Origin of the sequence: Collinsella aerofaciens (genome assembly GCF_028209395.1) — a bacterium.
GTDB lineage: Bacteria > Actinomycetota > Coriobacteriia > Coriobacteriales > Coriobacteriaceae > Collinsella > Collinsella aerofaciens_AZ.
In genome coordinates this window covers 35191-55243 of sequence record NZ_JAQLDQ010000011.1, presented here as the reverse complement: position 1 = coordinate 55243, position 20053 = coordinate 35191, and the positions used below count along the sequence as shown (strand labels likewise).

Sequence of the window (20053 nt, the reverse complement as noted above, 5' to 3'; positions counted from 1 at the left end):
GCTGCGGCACTTTGCTCAGCTAAAGCGTACAATAGCGCCTATGCGAAAGGGGAACAGATGATCAACGAAACTATGTATGCTCGCGGTGCGGAAAGCTCCATCATCCGTGAGATCTTTAGCTATGGCCTTGAGCGCAAGGCGCAGATCGGTGCGGAGAACGTATTCGATTTTTCGCTGGGTAACCCGAGCGTTCCGGCACCTGCCGCCGTGGCTGAGTCCATTAAGAAGGCCTTGGAGCTGCCGAGCGACCAGCTGCATGGATACACGCCTGCGCCGGGTCTGCCGCAATGTCGAGCAGCCGTCGCCGACTCGCTCAACCGTCGCTTTGGCACGAGCTATGAGGGCAAGGACGTCTTTATGACGGTGGGTGCCGCGGCTTCGCTCACCTGCACGCTCAATGCCGTTACGAACCCGGGCGATGAGGTTGTTGTTATCGCCCCGTACTTTCCGGAGTATCGCGTGTGGATTGAGAAGGCCGGCTGCACGTGTGTTGAGGCGCTCGCCGATGAAGATACGTTCCAGCTGAGCGTGAGTAACGTGCTCAAGGCGATTACCGATAAGACGGCTGCCGTCATCATCGACTCGCCCAACAATCCGACCGGTGCCGTATATACACGCGACACGCTGACGCGACTGGCCAATGTTCTGCGCGAGGCCAACGCTCAGCGCGATCCCGAGAATCCGATTATGCTCATCTCTGATGAGCCGTATCGCGAGATTGTCTATGGCGCCGAGGTGCCTTGGGTGCCTTCGATCTACGAGCACACCATCGTGTGCTACTCGTATTCCAAGTCGCTTTCGCTACCGGGCGAGCGCGTCGGGTGGATCCTGGTTCCCAATACGAATCCTCAGGCAGCTCGTCTAATGCCCGCCGTTGCCGGTGCCGCCCGTACGCTGGGCTTCGTGTGTGCACCGGCGCTCTTCCAGCGCGTGATCATCGATTGCATCGACGAGCCGAGTGATGTCGAGGCCTATGCTCGCAACCGCACCGCGCTTACCGACGCACTAGCGGAGTACGGCTACACCTATGTTGAGCCGGATGGTGCATTCTACCTGTGGGTGAAGGCACTGGAGCCCGATGCGAATGCGTTCTGTGAGCGCGCGAAGAAGTATGAGCTGCTTGCGGTGCCCTCGGACAGCTTTGGCATGCCTGGTTGGTTCCGCCTGGGCTATTGCGTGAGTTACGAAACGATTATCAATTCGCTACCCGCTTGGAAACAGTTGGCGGACGAGTATCGTTAAAAGTAAAGCGCTCTGCTTACAATGTTTTACGTGAAACGGGGTTTGGTTTTAAGCCAGACCCCGTTGTCTATGCCGTTGTGTGATTGGGATGAAGCAGTTTTACGACTGCCGAAAGCTATGCGTACAATGAATATACGCGACGGCCATACTGGACAAGGAGACCCGATGCCCTACCTTCTTTCTTGTGATATTCATACTCATACGATGTTCTCTGCGCATGCGTACTCAACCATCGAGGAGAACATCTATTGGGCGGCGGAGCGCGGCCTTCAGGTGCTCGGTTCCGCCGATCATTTAAGCTCGATGGTTACGCCTTGTCCCAATGACCTGCGCAGTTTCCAATTCTTTATTAACCAGGATATCTGGCCGCGCATTTGGAGCGGCGTGCTGGTGCTGCGTGGTGCCGAGGCTGATATCGTTTCGCTGGACGGCAGCTTGTTTGGCGAAGACATTCCCGTTTCGCTCGATATCGCCGGCGATTCGTATAGTCGTGAGCATTCGCTGTTCGATTTGGTGACGCGTAATTTGGATTATTTGGTGGCAAGCGTGCATAACCCGCAGTTTGCCGAAGGCGCGACGCTCGCCCAAACGACCCAGATGTACATCAATGCCCTGGAGCACCCCAAGGTGTTCATGCTTGGGCATGCGGGTCGTTCGGGCGTGCCGTTCGATATCGATGAGGTGCTGCTGGCGGCCAAGGCCAAGCACAAGATTATCGAGATCAATAACCATAGTCTTGAACACGGTGTCGACACTGAGCATTGGGCCGTATGCCGCAAGATCGCCGAGCGCTGCGCCGAGCTGGGCGTGGGTATTGGCGTGTCGACCGATGCCCACATTGGCATGGCCATTGGCAAGCTCGATCACGCGCGCAAGATGCTCGACGAGATTCACTTCCCGCTGGATTTGATCGTGACGCGCGACCGCGAGACGCTGCTGCGCGAGATGGCGGCAGCCGGCGTGTGTGACCTGCGCAAGGGGATGTAGCGGAGTTCATAAACCAAGCGAAGGGGGCGGTCCAGACGGGCCGCCCCCTTTCTTGTCTCGAAAATCTACCGGGGTGGATTAGCGGCGCTCGAGGACCGCTACGGTTTCGGTGTGGTCGGTATGGGGGAACATGTCGACGGGCGTGATCTTGAGCAGGCGATAGCCTCCGTCGAGGAGCTGGTGCAGGTCGCGCTCTTGGGTCACAGGGTTGCAGCTGATATAGGTGATGCGGCGCGGCTTGAGTGCGCAGGCGGCTTCGAGGAACTCGGGGGTGGAGCCGGCGCGCGGCGGGTCGATGGAAAGGACATCGATCCGCTCGTTGTTGTCGGCGGCGTCCAGGATGTAATCGGTGGCGTCGTCGGCCATAAACCAAGCGCTGCGGGTGAGGCCGTTGAGCTCGGCATTGCGACGTGCGTCGGAAATGCCCGCCGGGTTGCGCTCCACGCCGAGCAGCATAATGCCGATGCCCTTGTCCTGGGCATCCTTCGCGGCGCACAGGCCGATGGTTCCGCTGCCGCAGTAAGCGTCCATAAGAATATCACCCTGCTGCAGGTCCATGCCGTCAATGGCAAGTCGATAGAGCAGCTCGGTTTGCTGCGGATTGGTCTGATAGAACGCGGTGGGGGAGATATCGAACTCGCAGCCGAGCAGCTGGTCGCGCATGCATTCGGCGCCATAGACGATACGAGTCTCCTCACCCAAGATGGCATTGCCGGGGCGACCGTTGATGTTCTGAGCGACGGTGACGATATGCGGATCGAGTGCGGCGACAGCCTCAAAGAACTCCTGCGCATGCGGCAGGTCGCGCTGAGCGGTCACGAGGGTGACCATAATCTGGTCGGTGCGCCAGCCGCAGCGAACGACGGCATAGCGAAGCAGCCCCAGATGCTTGTCTTCGTTAAAGGCGGGAATATGCAGACGTTCGGCCTCGCGAGCGATGCCGTTGAGAATCTGACGAGCGCCCGGCGCCTCGACAGGGCATTCAGGAACAGCAACGATTCTGTGTGTCCCACGTTCAAAAAAGCCGCAGCGGACAGCGCCCTCTTTGCCGGGAGCAAACGGAGTGGCAGCCTTATGACGAAAACCACGCGGCGCAGGATACTTGCCCGGGTCACCCAAGGTGACACCCATACCACGAATAGGATCGACGGCAATACCCTCACGCTCGCAAAGCGAGGCAAAAAGCTCCTCCATAGCAGCCTGCTTGGCCGCCAACTGCTTCTTATAAGGACGATTGAGCGCCGTGCACCCACCGCAAGCTTTCATGATCGAACAGGGAGACTTGGGGTCCACAACCTTACGCGCAGACGAAACCGGATCTTTATGCGAGCGCTTGGAGCGAGTCTGAGATGCCTTATCCTCGCTCCGACGAGAACTGGGGCGCTTGGCCTTAGCCTTGCCCTTGGCCGACTTGGATTTCTTAGAAGATTTTTTCTCCTCCGACCCCTCAGCCGCCTCGATCAAAGCACGACGAGCCCTACGCTCCGCACGAGATTCTGCCATGAATTAACCCCACTATTAAATAAAAGAAAAGTCCGAAGCAATTGTACCGTGCATTCAACGTGCCCGTTTGGAGAGGAGGCTATTTAAGGTTCCGAACACGTTGTCTCCCGGCTGGGTGGCGCCCGGCGCGGAGTTTAATTTGTCGCGAGTTCCGCACGAACAGGAGGCCACTTAATGTGGCCTCCGTCGTGAGCAGGACTGTAGAGCAGCAAATTAAACTCCGCGCCGGGCGCCACCCAGCCGGGTGCTCCAACCTAGTGCTCCATACGTGCTTTCCGTCTTGCGCAGGACTGTAGAGCAGGAAACTTAATTACGCGCCGCTCCCCGCCCGCGCCGGGCAACCCCAACCTTGTGCTCTATCAAGGTAAAGTGTATGATTCTGAACGTTACATGACTCACTTTACCTAACTAAAGTGCTATCGAGGGGGAATACCATGAATACCGATATGTCTCGTCGTCAGTTTGTTGGTCTAGCCGGCTCGCTCGCCGCGGTGCTTGGCCTTGGTCTTGTCGGTTGCGGCGGTGGTGCTGGCAAGGGCTCCGCTGCTGGCTCTGCCGCGGCCAAGGATGTGAAGGGCGCCGCGGAGTCCAAGAAGCTCGTGGTGGGCTTTGATAAGTCCTATCCTCCGTACGGCTTTGTGGGCGACGATGGCGAGTACACCGGCTTTGATCTCGATCTGGCCAAGGCTGTTGCCGATAAGCAGGGCTGGGAGGTCAAATACGAGGCCATCGACTGGGACGCCAAGGATACGCTGCTCAACTCCGGCGCCATCAACTGCATCTGGAACGGCTTTACCATGGAGGGCCGTGAGGACGGCTACACGTTCTCCGAGCCGTACATGCTCAACGAGCAAGTGCTCGTGGTCAAGAAGGACGCGGGTATCAAGAGCTGGGACGATCTCGCTGGCAAGACCGTGATCACTCAGACCGATTCCGCTGCGCAGGATGTGCTCGAGGGCGACCAGAAGGATCTGGCCGCGACGTTTGCCACGCTCGATACCATCGGCGAGTACAACACGGCCTTTATGCAGCTCGAGAGCGGCGCGGTCGATGCCGTGGCTTGCGACCTTTCGATTGCCCAGTATCAGCTTGCCGCCAAGCCCGATGCCTATACGCAGCTCGACAAGCCGCTGTCCAGCGAGCACTACGCCGTCGGCTTTAAGAAGGGCGGCACCAAGTCGGCCGACGCCGTGACCGAGTCGCTCAAGGCGCTCTACGAGGACGGCACGGTCAAGGACCTGTGCGATAAATATGCAAGCTATGGTCTTTCCTTCGACAACTGGGTGCTCAAATAGCGGCTTTCCCAGGCACCCGATTTTGCCGTTCAAACCGTCGCTTGCGTACATTTAGTACGCGGCGCTCCTCTTTCACGGCAAACTCGGGCACCTGGAAAACCCGCTTTAGCATTGGGTTCGCTGTTCCGTTACTGTGAAAGAGAGCTTGGGTTGTCTATTCAGGTCATGATGCAGATGCTTGGCCAGGGCTTCTTGGTCAGTTTGCAGTTGTTTGTGCTGACGCTGCTGGGGTCGATTCCGCTGGGAATCCCCGTGGCGTTTATGCGCATGAGCAAAATTGCGCCGCTCCGCTGGATTGCGCGCATCTACATTTCGGTCATGCGCGGTACGCCGCTCATGCTGCAGATGTTTGCCATCTACTTTGCCCCGTACTACGTGTTTGGCATTTCGCTCACGCCCGATTCCAAGTGGACGGCGTGCGTCGTGGCGTTCATCATCAACTACGCTGGTTACTTTGCCGAGATCTATCGCTCGGGCTTGCAGTCCATTCCGCGCGGTCAATACGAGGCTGCCGAGGTGCTGGGCTATTCGCGCGTGCAGACGTTTCTGTATATCGTGATGCCGCAGGTCGCCAAGCGTATTCTGCCGGCGATGGGCAACGAGATCATCACGCTGGTCAAGGACACGTCGCTGGCGTTTGCCATTGGCGTGGGCGAGATGTTCTCGACGGCCAAGGCGCTGGTTGCCTCGCAAGTGAGCATGGTGCCGTTTGCGATTGCGGCGCTGATTTACTGGGTCTTTAACTTTGTGGTCGAGATGCTGCTGGGTGCCGCCGAAAAGAAGCTGGACTATTATCATGACTAACTCAGTGATGAAAATCGAAAGCGCGCGTAAGGCGTTTGGCGGCAATGAGGTGCTCAAGGATATCTCACTCGAAGTCAAGCGCGGTGAGGTCGTGGCGATTATCGGGCCTTCGGGTGGCGGTAAGTCCACGCTGCTGCGCTGCGCTACGCTGCTCGAGACACTCGACGGTGGCTCGCTTTCGTTTGGCGACCTTGCGGTTGCGACGGATGTGGGATCGGGCGCGGTCTATGCGAAGGGAGATGTTCCCAAGCAGGCGCGCTCGCGATTCGGCCTGGTGTTCCAAAATTACAACCTGTTCCCGCACTATACCGTGATGAAAAACATCATCGACGCGCCGATCCGCGTGCTTAAGCGCCCGCGCGAGCAGGCGGAAGCTCGTGCTTATGAATTGATTGCTCAGATGGGGCTTATGGGCAACGAGAATAAGGTTCCGTGTGAGCTTTCGGGCGGTCAGCAGCAGCGCGTGAGTATTGCCCGCGCCCTAGCGCTCGACCCGGAGATCCTGTTCTTTGACGAGCCGACCTCGGCGCTCGATCCCGAGCTGACGGCCGAGGTGCTGCGTGTCATTAAGGACCTGGCGGCGCAGAATATGACGATGGTAATCGTGACCCACGCGATGCAATTTGCGCGCGATGTTGCCGACCGCGTGGTCTTTATGGACGGCGGTCGCATTGTCGAGGAGGGATCTGCCGAACAGGTTATCGACCATCCGCGCGAGCAGCGCACGCGTGAGTTCTTGAGCCGTATCGAGGGGTAGACTCAGGTATTTACTCAACTATTAATTGAGGCGAAGCCGCCACAGGTCTTACGGTCTGTGGCGGCTTTTTGTTTACATCGACGGGGTTCAATAATTGCCCCACAAGCTTGTCTCTTCCTCTCGCCGCCTGTATTCATACGTGTGCCGAAAGGTATGCATGGACAGCCGTCCGTGAGGGTAGGGTGGTGGCATAGGACATTTGGAGGGTGAGTCGGCTCGGCTGCCGACCATGCTGCTCCCGGGACGGCACCGACCGCGAACTCTCCCCGTTGGCGTCGCGCATTGCGCGCGGCCCTGCAAGGAGGTCATCATGGGTGCTCCCAAGACCGGTAACGTAAGGAACGTGGTGCTCGTAGGCCAAGGCGGGGTGGGCAAGACTTCACTCGCCGAGGCCATGCTCCACCTTTCCGGCAAGACCGCCCGCCTGGGCGGCCACGACGGCACCAGGCCCACGCTCGACTATGACCCCGAAGAGGTCAAGCGTGCATTTTCCATCTCGACGACCATTGCGCCGATCGACTGGAAGGGCGCGCGCATCAATGTGCTCGATGCCCCGTGCTACCCCGATTTTATCGGCGACGCCTTTGCCGCGATGAGCGTCTGCGAGACGGCTCTGTTTGTGGTCGACGCCGAGGCCGGCCCGCAGCCTACGACGGTTAAGCTCTGGTATGCCGCCGAGGACCTGCGCCTGGCGCGTGCGGTGTTCGTAAACCGCCTGTCGCGCTCCGAGGCCAGCTTTGCGACCACAATGGACCTGCTGCAGGAGCGCTTTGGTACGCGCCTGGGCGCCGTGACTCTTCCCTGGGGCGAGGGCGAGGACTTTGACGGCATCATCGACCTGGTGCGCATGAAGGCGCGCCACTGCAACGGCGCCGAGGCCGTTGAGTCGGAGATTCCCGAGGAGTATCGTGCCCAGGCCGAGGAAGCCCATGACCATCTGTGCGAGTTGGTGGCCGAGGCCGACGATGAGCTGATGATGAAGTACCTGGAAGGCGAGGAGACGCTGACGCAGGAGGAGCTTGAAGGCCTGCTGTCGAAGGCGATCGCCGAGCGCATCTTTGTGCCGGTCTTTGCGGGCGATTGCATTAAGGAGCAGGGCGTTAACTCGCTGATGGACGACATCGCCACATACTTCCCAGCGCCGACCGACTATGGCGAGATGCCGCTCATCGACGGTGATTCGCTTAAGATCTCGAGCGACGATGACCGTCCGGTGGCGTTTGTGTTTAAGACGCTGGCCGATCCGCAGCAGGGCCGCATCAGCTTTATCAAGGTACTGACGGGCACGCTTGAGCCGGGCCTTGAGCTGGTCAACGCGCGTACCCGCAAGAGCGATCGTCTGGCTCACCTGTATGTGATGTGCGGCCGCGACATGACCGAGGTCGGTCACGCCTATGCCGGCGACATCATCGTGGCGCCTAAGCTGGCCGCCGAGACGGGCGATACGCTCTCCATTACTGGCAAGGTCGAGGCGGCGGCATTTAAGTTCCCCAACTCGCAGTACCGCATCGCCATCGAGGCCGAGAATCGCGGCGACGAGGAGAAGCTCTACACGTTTATCGAGAAGGCCTGCAAGGCAGACCCGACCATGAGCATCGACCGCGACGAGGAGACTGGCCAGACCATTATCTCTGCCGTTGGTGAGGCACAGGTTTCGGTGCTGCTCAACCGTCTGGAGGACCGCACCAAGGTCGCCGCCAAGAGCGTGCCGATCCGCATTCCGTATCGCGAGACCATCCGCCGCACGGCGAGCGCCCAGGGTCGCCACAAGAAGCAGACCGGCGGCGCCGGTCAGTACGGCGACTGCTGGCTGCGCGTGGAGCCGCTCATTGGGCCCGACGGCACGAGCGACGGCTATGAGTTTGTTGACGAGGTCGTGGGTGGCCGCATTCCGCGCTCGCTGATTCCCGCCGTGGACAAGGGCGTCCAGGAGACCATGAAGGACGGTATTATTGCCGGCTACCCGCTCACGGGCATTCGCGTCGCGGTGTACGACGGTTCGTATCACAGCGTCGACTCCAACGAGATGGCGTTCCGCGCGGCGGCTCGCATCGGCCTGCGCAAGGCATGCGCCGATGCCGATCCAGTGGTGCTGGAGCCTATCGAGGAAATCACGGTGACGATCCCCGAGAGCTACGCCGGCGCCGTGATGGGCGACATCTCGGCCTCGCGCGGTCGCGTGACGGGCATGGAGACCGATGAGCGCGGAGACACCGTGGTCATCGCTCAAGCGCCGCTGGCCGAGCTGACGGATTACTCGACGCGTCTGCGCTCCATCACGCGCGGCACGGGTGACTTTACCATGAAGCCCGCCGGCTACGAGCAGGTTCCCTATGACGTTCAGGCCAAGCTGGTCGAGCGCTATGAGGAGGGTCGCGCCAAGTAGCGCGTGGCGTTGCCTGCAACATGCATGCCGGTGCAAGGGCCGCTCTGGGCAATCCAGGGCGGCCCTTTTTGATCCCTGGGGGACGGAGGAAAACGGATCATTTTAGGTTTTGGGGCAGCTTGGTCGGCCCTAGTCCCCCGAGGCCTGATTGCGGCCGGTGGCGTAGTCGATCTGCACGTGCGGCTGCAGATTGTAGCAATATACGTGGAAGCAGAGGGTCTTGCCGTGGTCCTCGACCGATTGCGCCTCAAGGCGCACGCCGCGGCAGACGAGCTCCTCTTCGTTATACATAGGCGTGACGCGGTAGAGCACATGGTTGCCTGTGTCGTGGATGTAGTCGAGGATCTGCTCTTCAAACGGCAGCATGCCCGTTTCGTTGAGATAGCGCGTGCCGGTGAGCAGATTCTTGCGGTTGGCGTTTTCGCCGCAGAGCGACCAGGCGATAAGGTGGCAGCGGTTGTAGAGGCTCTGACCCGGAATAAAGTCGTAGCGCTGCTGGTGCCACCCGGCGGGATGGATACGCGAGATATCGCCGCGCTTGCCCTGACCGAGCGATTCGGGACCCACGCAGGCGAGTGCCTTGCGGGTGCGGCCCAGGCTATCGAGCTTGGAGAACTTCTTAAAGCAGCCCTCTTCGGTGGCTCGCTCGTATTCGTCGAGCGTGAATGATGGCGTGCCCAACGGGTGCGTGCTGTCGGCGCGAAGGGCAACGTAGGGGTTGCCGGCGTAGTCGGGAATGCTGCTGAGATATACGCCGCGGGCGCGGTCGAGATCGGGGTTTTCGACCTCGTCGATGGGGGTGACGTTTGAAGAGGCATCGTCAGCGGTGTCGGTCGTGGCGGATTCAGAGCCATCGCCGGAGTCCTGATCATCTTCGGAGTCCGTGGAGCTCGCTGTTCCCGATTCGAGCCGGGCGACCAAGTCCGCTTCGTCGTCGGTGCGGTTGGGGCTCTCGCTTTGCTTCTCGGCCAGAGCAGCCGCCTGCTCATCGCTTTGCGGCGAGAGCAGCTTGGGCGCTCCGTCGAGCGACCCTGTGAACAGCGCAAACCCCAGCACCACGGCGGTGCCGATGGAAAGTACTTGCTTGTAGGCGGACTTGCGCGACATTGAGGCTCCTGGCTAGACGGTTCGGAATTTACCAGTCTAGCAGGAGCCGGCAGGGGCCGTTCTATCGAACAAATACTTAAGATTTGGGACAAACACTCCTGATTTATTTGTCCCGCGGTCTAGATCGAGGTGGAGTCGAGCCAGTTGAGCTTGCACTCGAGAATGCGCTGCTCGCCGGGTTCGCTGCTGCCGTCAAGTAGGGCGAGCAGCATCTCGGCTGCTTCGCGACCTTCCTGGTCGACGGGCTCGATGATGGTGGAGACGGTCGGTGTGGTGAGATTAGTCCAGTCTTCGCAGTTGAGTCCCAAAAGGCCGATTTGCTGCGGAAGCAGATGGGCCATGGGCTGAAGTGCCTTGTAGACGCGGGGGAGCGCCCATTGGTTTTGGACAAAGATGAGCGTGCGCTTGGCGGGGTTGAACTTGTATTTAAAGTATTCGGTGAGCTCGTTGATTGACGGCTTGTTGTGATCGATGGGGATGGCTTTGTAGAGCTGCCCATTCGCGGCTAATGCCTCGGCATATCCCTGAAAACGTTCCATGCGGGTGCGCATTTCGGTCATATTGGCGGCAATGGAGAAAAAGTCCTCGTAGCCGGCATCGAGAAGCGCCTGCGTGGCGTTGTACACGCCGTCGTAGAGGTTGGTTTTGATCCAGCTGGTGCCTGGGCTGTAGATGGCCGCGTCAAAAAAGACGACGGGCTTGCCGGCGCGTCTAATGCGGTCGTGCACGGCTTTGAAGTTTGCCGTGGGCTGGATGATAAAGCCATCGACGCCCAGCGAGAGCATCTTGTCGACGTACATGAGCTCGGTCTCGGGGTTAAAGTTGCTCGTGCAAACGACCGTCTGGTAGCCCGCGGGGAGCATGACCTGCTCCATGCCGTTGAGGACGAGGCCCGCCCACTTGTTGGTGTTATCCAAAATGATGATGGCAATGACGTGGGTCTGTTTGCCGGTGAGCGTTTGCGCTTGGGCGTTGGGAACGTATCCGAGTTCCTTGATGACGCGCGCAATCTTTGTCTGCGTCTTCTCGCTAAGCTTTTCTCGTTTGTCGTTGAGGTAATACGAGACGCTTGCCGTCGAGGTTCCCGCCTCTCGAGCGACGTCTGCAATCGTAACGCGCTGTTTTGCCACAGCGACTCCTTCCGACAGATGAGCATTTTCCAACATGATGACTTTGAGTCTTGGTGAGGGATGCGCTTCGGTGAGCGACCTTTTCCTTTCATATGAGTATGCAACAAATGCGGTATACGGGTGGGGTCGAAATTTGTGACCGGCATGCGTATCTGCCGTCTACCGAGAAAATCAAATACTTCTTGACTTTTGAAATCGAGGGTAAAATCGCAGGATTCATTTTTGGTTAAACGCATAACTAAATAGCGTAACCAACGCTCTGACCTGCGCGTTTACCGAAATAAGCTGGCATTAAGAAAATTGAGCACCTATATTGGTCTTGTCGAAAAGACAGCAAGTCCAAACGGCAGGGGATGCTCCGGAGGCCTCCGCAAACGGTGTCTTGCGCACGCAACTCTATGAAAAGAGGGAAGCAATGAAGATCGTAGGCGTTGCCGCCTGTACCGTGGGTATCGCCCACACGTATATGGCCCAGAAGGCGATTCAAGATGAATGCGCCGCCCGTGGCATCGAGTGCAAGGTCGAGGCTCAGGGTGGCCTGGGTATCGAGAATGAGCTCACGCAGGAAGACGTGGACTCCGCCGACCTGGTCCTGGAGTCCGTCGACGTGGGTGTCGAGAACGAGGACCGTTTTGAGCAGAAGATGGCCGAGGGCAAGTTCCTCAAGGTCGGCACCTCGGATGTAATCGCCGATCCGGTGAAGATCATTGACCAGGCCGTTGAGATCATCAAGGCGACGGGTGGCGCCGTTGACGCGCCCAAGGCCGAGGCCAAGGCAGAGAAGAAGGCCGTCTCCGCTGCCCCGCAGGCCCCGACACCGGCGTCCAAGCAGTCCATCTTTGCCGATCCTGGCAAGACGCTGCTCAATGCATTCAATACCGGCGTTTCCTATTTTATCCCCATCGTCGTTATCGGTGGCGTGTTCCTCGCCTTCTCGTTGGCATCCGGTACTGCCGGTGCTAGCGGCATGGAGGTCACCAACCCGTTGATGGTGAGCCTTAACACCATCGGCATGGCCGGCATCTCTATGATGATTCCGGTGCTTGCGGCATACATCGCTTACTCGATGGCCGGCAAGCCCGCACTTGCCCCTGGCTTCGTCCTGGGCTACTTGGTCAACAACGCCGTCGTCACCCCGAGCGGCAACAGTGTTTCGACTGGCTTCTTGGGTGCCATGATCATGGCTGTCATCTGCGGCTACTTTGTCCGCTGGATGAAGACCTGGAAGGTCAACAACACCATCCAGACCATCATGCCGATCCTGATCATCCCGATTCTGACCTCGCTTGTCCTGGGTATGGCCTATATCTACATCCTGGCCACGCCGCTTGGCTTTGTGATGGACTGGCTCACCAGCGTGCTCGGCAGCCTGCAGGGCGGCTCCGCCGTCGTCCTGGGCCTGGTCATTGGTGTTATGACCGCCTTCGACATGGGTGGCCCCATCAATAAGACCGCCTCGACCTTTACCATGGCTATCATGGCATCCGGCATCTACGGCCCTAACGGTATGTTCCGCGTTGCCGTCGCCGTTCCCCCGATCGCCTGTGGCCTCGCTGCGCTCATCGCCAAGAACAAGTTCGATGACGCCGACCGTCAGATGGGCATCTCCGCACTGTTCATGGGCTGCATCGGTATTACCGAGGGCGCCATTCCCTTCGCGGTCAAGGATCTCGGCCACACCCTTCCCGGCATCTGCATCGGCTTTGCCGTGGGCGCTGCTCTCGCCGCCTTCCAGGGTATCGACTGCTACGTCCCGCACGGTGGCTTTATCGTCGCCCTTGCCACCAACAACGTCGCGCTGTTCTGCCTGGACATCGTGATTGGCTCCGTGGTCGCCGCTGCAATCCTGATTGCCATGAAGCCCACGCTCGATAAGCAGGCCAAGTAAACCTTTAAGGACTCCGGTTGTGCGGAGAGATGGATTTGACTCCGCACAACCGCCCCTACACAACAAAATCCATCCGTACTGATAGGGCCCGCATCTGGGTCCCAGGGAACTTTTGTCAAAAATCCTCTGGAGAAGGAGAACAAAATGTCCAACCTCACCATCCGCCAGGCCGTTCAGGGCATGCTCAAGCTGCAGGATAGCGGCGATCACGCAACCATGGTCGGCATTGGCCCCATGAGCCCCAACCTGATTCAGGCCGTGTTCGAGCTTGCCAAGGACGAGGATTTCCCGCCCATGTTTATTGCCAGCCGCAATCAGGTCGATATGGACGAGATGGGCGCCGGCTACGTCAACGGTTGGGACCAGACGCGCTTTGCCGCCGACATCAAGAAGGTTGCCGACGAGGTGGGTTACACCGGTCCGTACTACCTGTGCCGCGATCACGGCGGTCCGTGGCAGCGCGACGAGGAGCGTAACGCCCACCTGCCCGAGGACGAGGCCATGGAGCTCGCCCGCAAGTCCTTTGTCGCCGACATGGAGGCGGGCTTTGACCTGCTGATGGTCGACCCCACCAAGGACCCCTATCAGATCGGCAAGGTTATTCCGCTCGACGTGGTGCTTCGCCGCACGATCGATCTTATCGACTACCTTGAGCAATACCGTCGCGAGCATAACCTGCCCGAGGTTGCCTATGAGGTCGGTACCGAGGAGACCAATGGCGGCTTGACCTCTACCGATAAGTACGAGGAGTTCATTTCTCAGCTGCAGCCCGAGCTCGAGAAGCGCGGCTGCCCCATGCCCACCTTTATCGTCGGCCAGACCGGCACCCTTACCCGCTGGACGGAGCAGGTCGGTCACTACAACTTCAAGAACGCTCGCGAGCTTGCCGATATGGCCAAGCGCTACGGCGTGGGTCTGAAGGAGCACAACGCCGACTACCTGGATGACGCGACGCTGCTCGAGCATATCCCGGCACACGTGACCGCCTCCAACGTTGCTCCGCAGTATGGCACCGAGGAGACCCGCGCTTACCTCAAACTCTGCGCTACCGAGCAGATTCTGGTCGACAACGGCCTGTGCGACGATCCCTCCGACCTGTATCACACGCTGCTGGTCAAGGCTATCAAGACCGAGCGTTGGCGCAAGTGGATGACTGGCGACGACGTCAACCTGCAGGTTGACGACATCCTGGCTGACGACGAACTCAGCCTGAAGATTCTGGATGTCTCCGGCCACTACGCCTTTAACGATCCCGAGGTCAAGGAGCAGGTCGAGAAACTCTATCGCAACCTCGCTGCCCAGGACATCGACGGCAAGCGCTTTGTGATCGAGCACATCAAGCGCCCGATCAAGCAGTACGTCGTCGGTCTTAACCTCAAGGGCGTCACGAGCCGCATCGAGAAGGCTCTCTAAGTAGCTTTTCCTACACGACGCCGGGTCCGGGGCATGTCCCAGCTGCGGGCCCGGCACATAGGACAAAGGGACATCCCCTTTGTCCTATTTTTTGAGTTTTGGATTCCTTAGAAGGAGTTTGCACCATGAAGTTCTTTATCGATACCGCCAACCTTGACGAGATCGCCGAGGCCAAGAGCTGGGGCTGCCTGGCCGGTGTTACCACCAATCCGTCCCTGTATGCCAAGACCGGCGGTAAGCTCGCCGACTTTGAGCCCCATATGCTCAAGATTGCCGAGCTCTGCGAGGGTCTGCCCGTGTCTGCCGAGTCTACCGCCACCACGGCCGAGGGCATGATCGAGGAGGGCAAGCGCCTTGCCGCTCTGGCTCCCAACATCGTGGTTAAGCTTCCCGTGTGCGAGGCCGGCCTCGCCGCCTGCCGCGCGTTGGCCGATGCAGGCGTGCGCGTCAACATGACGCTTGTCTTCTCGCCGACGCAGGCCCTCATGGCCGCCAACGCCGGTGCCCGCTACATCAGCCCGTTTGTGGGACGCTTCGACGACATCGCCGAGGACGGTATCTCGCAGCTCGACAACGTTGTGACCTGCATCAAGAACTATGACTGGACTGGCAAGAACGTCGACGACACCGTCGAGATCATCACCGCATCTGTCCGCACGCCCAATCACGTGACCCAGGCGGCGCTGCTCGGTGCCGATATCGCGACCGTCCCCATGGTCGCTCTCAAGAAGTGCCTGCATCACCCGCTGACCGACCAGGGCCTCGCCTCTTTTGAGGCTGACTGGCAGAAGGTCGTCGCTCAGGCTTAACGAGTGGATTGCCCCGGCATCGCGTCATCCGGTGCCGGGGTTGTTCTCAAGAGAGGAATTCGTATGACCAACCAGGAGCTGGCGAAGGTCGCCAATGAGGTCAGGAAGGGTGTCGTGACTGCGGTGCACGCGGCCAAGTCGGGACATCCGGGTGGATCGCTCGGTGCTGCCGACATCATGACGTATCTGTACTTTGAGGAAATGAATATCGATCCTGCCGACCCTCACAAGGCCGATCGAGACCGCTTTGTGCTCTCCAAGGGTCACGCGGCGCCGGGCCTGTATTCGGTGTTGGCAAATCGCGGCTATTTTTCCGTCGAAGAGCTCGAGACGCTCCGCCATATTGGCAGCCGACTGCAGGGCCATCCCAACATGAACGACACCCCGGGTGTTGATATGTCCACCGGATCGCTCGGTCAGGGTATCTCCGCCGCGGTTGGAATGGCACTCGCCGCAAAGCACTGGGGTGACAGCTACCGCGTCTACACGCTGTTGGGCGACGGTGAGTGCGAGGAAGGCCAGGTGTGGGAGGCGGCAATGTTCGCCGGCAACCACGACCTGGATAACCTTGTCGCTATCGTCGATCACAATGGCCTGCAAATTGACGGCAGTATCGACGAAGTTAACTCGGCTATGCCGCTTGCCGACAAGTTCCGCGCCTTTAAGTGGCATGTGATCGAGCTAGCCGATGGCAATGACATGGCGCAGATTGAGGCGGCTTTCGCCGAGGCTCGCGAGGTGACCGGCGCGCCCGTCGCTATCATCGCCGAGACGGTGAAGGGCAAGGGCGTCTCCTTTATGGAAAACCAGGTGGGCTGGCACGGCAAGGCACCCAACGATGAACAGTTTGAGCAGGCCATGGCCGAGCTCGCAGCAGCAGGGGAGGAGCTCTAATGGCAGACGTCAAGAAAGTCGCCACGCGCGTTAGCTATGGCGAGGCACTTGTCGAGCTGGGCAATGAGCACGATGACTTTGTGGTTCTCGATGCCGACCTGGCCGCCGCCACGCAGACCGGTAAGTTTAAGGCTGCGCACCCTGAGCGCTTCTACGATGCCGGCATTGCCGAGAGCAACTTGATGGGGCTTGCCGCCGGCATTGCGACCACGGGTCGCGTCGCCTTTGCGAGCACCTTTGCCATGTTCGCCGCCGGTCGTGCGTATGAGCAAGTGCGTAACTCCATCGGCTATCCGCACCTCAACGTCAAAATTGGCGCTACGCATGCGGGCATCTCGGTCGGTGAAGACGGCGCTACGCATCAGTGCTGCGAGGATATCGCGCTCATGCGCACGATTCCGGGTATGACGGTGATCGTCCCCGCCGATGACATCGAGGCTCGCGCTTGCGTGCGCGCCGCCTATGAGTTTGAGGGACCGGTCTACATGCGCTTCGGCCGCCTGGCAACACCGGTTATCAACGACCGCGAGGACTATGAGTTCAAGATTGGTCGCGGCGTGGTCGTGCGCGAGGGGTCCGATGTGACCATCGTCGCTTGTGGCCTCATGGTCGCCGAGGCGCTTGAGGCTGCCGAGGCGCTCGCTGCCGATGGTATCGACGCCGAGGTCATCAACATGCATACGATCAAACCGCTCGATGAGCGCCTGGTGGTTGCCAGCGCCAAGAAGACTGGTCGCGTGGTCACCGCCGAGGAGCATTCGATTATCGGCGGTCTTGGCGAGGCCGTGGCCTCGGTGCTCGCGGAACAGCATCCGGTGCCGATGCGACGCGTCGGCGTGCGCGATGTATATGGCGAGTCCGGCCCTGCGGTCGATTTGCTGCACAAGTACGGTTTGGACGCCGACGGCATCGAAGCCGCGGTCAGGTCCGTGTTGTAAGGAAGGTTTTCCATGGGGTTTGTATCTGCCAACCAAGTGACGATTGGCTACGCCGCCGCCTCGCGCGAGGACGCGCTGCATTATCTGTCCGAGCAGGCTGTTGAGCTTGGTTTTGCCGATGACGCATCTGCTGTAGAGGCGGCTTTTATTGCTCGCGAAAACGAGGCCGAGACTGGCCTCGTCGCCGGTTTTGCCGTTCCGCATGCCAAAAGCGACGCGATTCATACGCCGGGCGTGGCCGTGCTCAAGCTGTCCGAGCCTGTTGAGTGGCCGAGCTTTGATGGCGTGCCCGTCGATGTGGCACTCGCGCTGTACGTGCCCGCCGGCGAAGCGGGAACCACGCACCTGCGTCTGCTCTCCAAGGCTGCCGTGATGCTGATGGATGCCGGCTTCCGTGACAAGGTGCGCACGAGCGCCGATCCCGCCGAGATCGCGGAGCTTATTAACGCCGGGCTCGAGGGCTAGGTGCAACCAGCCCGCTCAATCTATTGATCCTTCTCCAAGGAGCAGGGCCGCGACGCTATAGGCGTCGCGGCCCTGTTTGCGTTTCCCCAGATAAAACCTGCCAAAATAAACCTGTCCCTTTTTGGCAGGTTACGTCATAAAGTTTCTGTCTATGTAACGAAAGTACAATATGATATATACGTTATATACAAGTTTGTGACGTGCAGTAGATTTGCGGCAACGCAAGCCGATGAAGGGGTCGATATGATCAAGGCTGTCATTTTTGACATGGACGGAACGCTGGTCGATACCGAGCGTTTGGACATGAGGGCATGGAAGGTGGGCGCTGCCGAGCTGGGGATTGCGATTGATGATGCGTTGATCCATCAGTTTATCGGCCGTTCGAATGCCGATGTTAAGGACATCCTTGAGGCGCATTACGGCAAGGGCGAAACCGCCGACGCGATTTTTGCCCGCAACATTGAGCTACACAGCGAGATGGCCAAGACCGACCTGGAACTTAAGGCCGGCGCCGCCGAGTGCCTCGACGAGCTGCTGGCTGCGGGCTATCACGTGGGCCTTGCGACGTCGTCGCGCCGCGTTGCGGCCGAGCGCAACCTTAAATCGGTCGGCCTCTTTGACAAGTTTGAAACGGTGACCTTCGGCGAGGATGTCGCATATGGCAAGCCCGACCCCGCGATTTACCTGCTCGCTTGCGAGCGCGCGGGCTTTGCTCCCGAGGAATGCGCCGTGGTCGAGGATTCGCGCAACGGCTGCGTCTCGGGTATCACGGCCGGCTGCCATGTCTTTGCTGTGCCCGATATTGTGCCGCTGCCGCAGGACGTGGCGGATGGCTGCGAGGCCGTGCTCGACACGCTGTTCGATCTGACGGCGGCGGTCAAGGCCGTGCGCTAAAGGTATGCGCCGAGGTCGATGGCGGTGGCTTCGACGCAGCTGCTTGCCTGGGTGCTGGCGCGCTCGGCGATCTGGGCGCCGATGCCGTAGCTGTCGGCTGCGGTGTTCCATTCATTAGAGGGGTCGCGCTCGTCTCTCTAAAGATAAAGTCGGTTAGAGAGACAGCCTTAGGTAATCTAGCAGCGAATTCGTTATATCTCTCTAAAGGTCTCTCTAAAACAAAGTGCTTATCTCTCTAAAGTTAGAGAGATAAATCTATTGGTTTAGAGAGACGGAATGCCAATGCTGCCGGATAAAGGACTCATTGAAGTAATGGGTTCATCGACGAGCTGTAACCGCCGCTATCGGAAAAAGTAGGTGCGGCCGAGACGCCTCTCAAGTGCCTCTCGAAGTTAGAGGGGTGCTAGAGAGGCAGTTGTCTCGTGACATTTTCCCAGATAAAACCTGCCAAAATAAACCTGTCCCTTTTTGGCAGGTCTGCGGGTCAATGCCCATCAAACGAAGTTGCGGTGGAATAGTTCCTGTTTGGGCCCGATAGGCCGCAAAACAGGAACTATTCCACCGCAACTTATTTGGGATGCGCTATTGATTCATGTTGCCGTGGATGTAGGGGGTGACCTCGGGGGAGATATGGCCGCAGCCTAGGTTGCGCAGGGCAGATTCGATGGCGGCGGGAAGCGGGGCCTTGCCCTCGTCGTTGACCGCGGTCCTGCCGAGGGCGGCGATCTTGGCGACGTCTGCCGGCGCGGCCTCGATATGCATGCAGCCGCCGACGAGGCGTGCGCGGACCTGGTCCAGGCCAAGGTCGTGCAGGTAGTCCTCGCAGGCGCGGATTACATCGACCTTCTCGCGCGTAAGCTCCTCGCCCGTGGGGACGCGGGTGGCAAGACATGCTCCCGCCGGCAGGTTCCAGACGGGGTATCCCCAGGCGCGTAGCAGCTCGCGCTCCTCGTCCTTGGTAAAGCCGACCTCCATGAGCGGCGATCGCACGCCGAGCTCCTGGGCGGCGCGCATGCCGGGGCGGTAGTCGCCGCGGTCGCTTGCGTTACTGCCGTCGATAACGGTGGGAAAGCCCAGCGACCTGGCGTGATTGACGATGGCGGTAAAGCCGGCGCGCTTGCAGTGGTAGCAGCGGTCGGCGTCGTTGCAGGCTACCTGGGGGAGCTGCAGCTGATCGACCGAGAGGTTGAGCACGGGGAGCTTGAAATGCGGCCCCTCATCGGCCTGCCCGTCAACCGCCCACTCAAACGAAGCCTGCTCGGGCGTGCCGATGAGTGGCGTGGTGAGGTGAACGAGAAGCGTGCTGGCGGGCATGATGCGGGCGCAGACCGCGGCCAAAAAGCTGCTGTCGACGCCACCGGAAAAGCCGATGGCGACGCGTCCGTATGCCAAAAGCAGCTGCTCGAGCGCTGTGAGTTTGTCCTGAAGCCCCTCTGCAGGTGCAGTGGTGTCTGAAAGCATGAATCGATCCTTGCCGTTGAGTACTCGGTCGAAAACTATAATCCTACCGAGCCGCTTGTCATAAGACTTCTATCTATGTA

General features: G+C 59.5%; 17 protein-coding genes. 13 read left to right on the top strand and 4 right to left on the bottom strand.

Annotated features, from left to right (window positions below; all coding sequences use genetic code 11):
- The first annotated feature begins 57 nt into the window (after positions 1–57).
- Together PMW67_RS05925 and PMW67_RS05920 are read left to right on the top strand one after the other, a co-directional pair.
- Positions 58–1242 (top strand): pyridoxal phosphate-dependent aminotransferase, encoded by a 1185-nt coding sequence (locus PMW67_RS05925; RefSeq protein WP_117736948.1) that lies wholly within the window; start codon positions 58–60, stop codon positions 1240–1242.
- A 165-nt stretch (positions 1243–1407) separates the two neighbouring features.
- Positions 1408–2229 carry a phosphatase gene (locus PMW67_RS05920; RefSeq protein ID WP_117629855.1) on the top strand — a complete coding sequence of 274 codons (822 nt, stop codon included), beginning with the start codon at positions 1408–1410 and terminating at the stop codon, positions 2227–2229.
- 78 nt (positions 2230–2307) lie between these two features.
- On the opposite strand, the gene rlmD is transcribed toward PMW67_RS05920, so the two are convergent.
- A complete protein-coding gene (gene rlmD, locus PMW67_RS05915; RefSeq protein WP_271739072.1) occupies positions 2308–3732 on the bottom strand; it encodes a 23S rRNA (uracil(1939)-C(5))-methyltransferase RlmD in 1425 nt (474 codons plus the stop codon).
- Between the two features lie 434 nt (positions 3733–4166).
- Between rlmD and PMW67_RS05910 the strand changes: the two genes are divergently transcribed.
- The 4 genes from PMW67_RS05910 (at position 4167) to PMW67_RS05895 (ending at position 8974) form a co-directional block, all read left to right on the top strand.
- Positions 4167–5027, top strand: a complete 861-nt coding sequence (locus tag PMW67_RS05910) for a transporter substrate-binding domain-containing protein (RefSeq protein WP_271739070.1) — start codon at positions 4167–4169, stop codon at positions 5025–5027.
- Between the two features lie 150 nt (positions 5028–5177).
- The gene (locus PMW67_RS05905; protein WP_006235606.1) at positions 5178–5831 is read left to right on the top strand and encodes an amino acid ABC transporter permease; all 654 of its coding nucleotides are present in this window, start codon (positions 5178–5180) and stop codon (positions 5829–5831) included.
- Positions 5824–6588, top strand: a complete 765-nt coding sequence (locus PMW67_RS05900; protein WP_117767258.1) for an amino acid ABC transporter ATP-binding protein — start codon at positions 5824–5826, stop codon at positions 6586–6588. The genes PMW67_RS05905 and PMW67_RS05900 overlap by 8 nt, the downstream gene beginning before the upstream one ends.
- A 310-nt stretch (positions 6589–6898) precedes the next feature.
- Positions 6899–8974: an elongation factor G gene (locus tag PMW67_RS05895; protein WP_271739069.1), complete on the top strand. Its 2076-nt coding sequence runs from the start codon at positions 6899–6901 to the stop codon at positions 8972–8974.
- A gap of 129 nt (positions 8975–9103) precedes the next feature.
- On the opposite strand, the gene PMW67_RS05890 is transcribed toward PMW67_RS05895, so the two are convergent.
- Positions 9104–10081, bottom strand: a complete 978-nt coding sequence (locus tag PMW67_RS05890; protein ID WP_161194823.1) for a DNA/RNA non-specific endonuclease — start codon at positions 10079–10081, stop codon at positions 9104–9106.
- A 119-nt stretch (positions 10082–10200) separates the two neighbouring features.
- Complete coding sequence (locus PMW67_RS05885) at positions 10201–11211, bottom strand: LacI family DNA-binding transcriptional regulator (protein WP_233540442.1); 1011 nt, start codon at positions 11209–11211, stop codon at positions 10201–10203.
- Between the two features lie 415 nt (positions 11212–11626).
- Here PMW67_RS05885 and PMW67_RS05880 point away from each other — a divergent pair, with 415 nt between their 5' ends.
- The 7 genes from PMW67_RS05880 to PMW67_RS05850 all read left to right on the top strand — a co-directional run bounded on the left by PMW67_RS05880 (position 11627) and on the right by PMW67_RS05850 (position 18512).
- Positions 11627–13099: a PTS fructose transporter subunit IIC gene (locus PMW67_RS05880; RefSeq protein WP_271739066.1), complete on the top strand. Its 1473-nt coding sequence runs from the start codon at positions 11627–11629 to the stop codon at positions 13097–13099.
- Between the two features lie 144 nt (positions 13100–13243).
- Positions 13244–14512 (top strand): class II D-tagatose-bisphosphate aldolase non-catalytic subunit, encoded by a 1269-nt coding sequence (locus PMW67_RS05875; protein ID WP_055251764.1) that lies wholly within the window; start codon positions 13244–13246, stop codon positions 14510–14512.
- 125 nt (positions 14513–14637) lie between these two features.
- Positions 14638–15321, top strand: coding sequence for a fructose-6-phosphate aldolase (gene fsa / locus PMW67_RS05870; protein ID WP_117877177.1), 684 nt, complete (start codon positions 14638–14640; stop codon positions 15319–15321).
- Positions 15322–15384: 63 nt separating this feature from the next.
- Positions 15385–16215, top strand: coding sequence for a transketolase (locus tag PMW67_RS05865; protein ID WP_117800247.1), 831 nt, complete (start codon positions 15385–15387; stop codon positions 16213–16215).
- Positions 16215–17153, top strand: coding sequence for a transketolase family protein (locus PMW67_RS05860; protein WP_117790459.1), 939 nt, complete (start codon positions 16215–16217; stop codon positions 17151–17153). Before PMW67_RS05865 ends, PMW67_RS05860 begins: the two co-directional genes overlap by 1 nt.
- 12 nt (positions 17154–17165) lie before the next feature.
- Positions 17166–17618: a PTS sugar transporter subunit IIA gene (locus PMW67_RS05855; RefSeq protein WP_117790460.1), complete on the top strand. Its 453-nt coding sequence runs from the start codon at positions 17166–17168 to the stop codon at positions 17616–17618.
- 243 nt (positions 17619–17861) lie between these two features.
- Entirely contained in the window at positions 17862–18512 is a 651-nt protein-coding gene (locus tag PMW67_RS05850; protein ID WP_117877179.1) for an HAD family hydrolase, read from the top strand.
- Positions 18513–19094: 582 nt separating this feature from the next.
- Here the strand turns inward: PMW67_RS05850 and larE are convergent.
- Positions 19095–19973 (bottom strand): ATP-dependent sacrificial sulfur transferase LarE, encoded by an 879-nt coding sequence (gene larE, locus PMW67_RS05845; RefSeq protein ID WP_117800249.1) that lies wholly within the window; start codon positions 19971–19973, stop codon positions 19095–19097.
- Positions 19974–20053: the final 80 nt, after the last annotated feature.

What these genes read in the sequence shown, in the direction of transcription:
- PMW67_RS05925 (WP_117736948.1), top strand. Translation starts at nt 58, where the DNA reads ATGATCAACGAAACTATGTATGCTCGCGGTGCGGAAAGCTCCATCATC.
- PMW67_RS05920 (WP_117629855.1), top strand. Translation starts at nt 1,408, where the DNA reads ATGCCCTACCTTCTTTCTTGTGATATTCATACTCATACGATGTTCTCT.
- rlmD (WP_271739072.1), bottom strand. Translation starts at nt 3,732, where the DNA reads ATGGCAGAATCTCGTGCGGAGCGTAGGGCTCGTCGTGCTTTGATCGAG.
- PMW67_RS05910 (WP_271739070.1), top strand. Translation starts at nt 4,167, where the DNA reads ATGAATACCGATATGTCTCGTCGTCAGTTTGTTGGTCTAGCCGGCTCG.
- PMW67_RS05900 (WP_117767258.1), top strand. Translation starts at nt 5,824, where the DNA reads ATGACTAACTCAGTGATGAAAATCGAAAGCGCGCGTAAGGCGTTTGGC.
- PMW67_RS05895 (WP_271739069.1), top strand. Translation starts at nt 6,899, where the DNA reads ATGGGTGCTCCCAAGACCGGTAACGTAAGGAACGTGGTGCTCGTAGGC.
- PMW67_RS05890 (WP_161194823.1), bottom strand. Translation starts at nt 10,081, where the DNA reads ATGTCGCGCAAGTCCGCCTACAAGCAAGTACTTTCCATCGGCACCGCC.
- PMW67_RS05880 (WP_271739066.1), top strand. Translation starts at nt 11,627, where the DNA reads ATGAAGATCGTAGGCGTTGCCGCCTGTACCGTGGGTATCGCCCACACG.
- PMW67_RS05875 (WP_055251764.1), top strand. Translation starts at nt 13,244, where the DNA reads ATGTCCAACCTCACCATCCGCCAGGCCGTTCAGGGCATGCTCAAGCTG.
- fsa (WP_117877177.1), top strand. Translation starts at nt 14,638, where the DNA reads ATGAAGTTCTTTATCGATACCGCCAACCTTGACGAGATCGCCGAGGCC.
- PMW67_RS05865 (WP_117800247.1), top strand. Translation starts at nt 15,385, where the DNA reads ATGACCAACCAGGAGCTGGCGAAGGTCGCCAATGAGGTCAGGAAGGGT.
- PMW67_RS05860 (WP_117790459.1), top strand. Translation starts at nt 16,215, where the DNA reads ATGGCAGACGTCAAGAAAGTCGCCACGCGCGTTAGCTATGGCGAGGCA.
- PMW67_RS05855 (WP_117790460.1), top strand. Translation starts at nt 17,166, where the DNA reads ATGGGGTTTGTATCTGCCAACCAAGTGACGATTGGCTACGCCGCCGCC.
- PMW67_RS05850 (WP_117877179.1), top strand. Translation starts at nt 17,862, where the DNA reads ATGATCAAGGCTGTCATTTTTGACATGGACGGAACGCTGGTCGATACC.
- larE (WP_117800249.1), bottom strand. Translation starts at nt 19,973, where the DNA reads ATGCTTTCAGACACCACTGCACCTGCAGAGGGGCTTCAGGACAAACTC.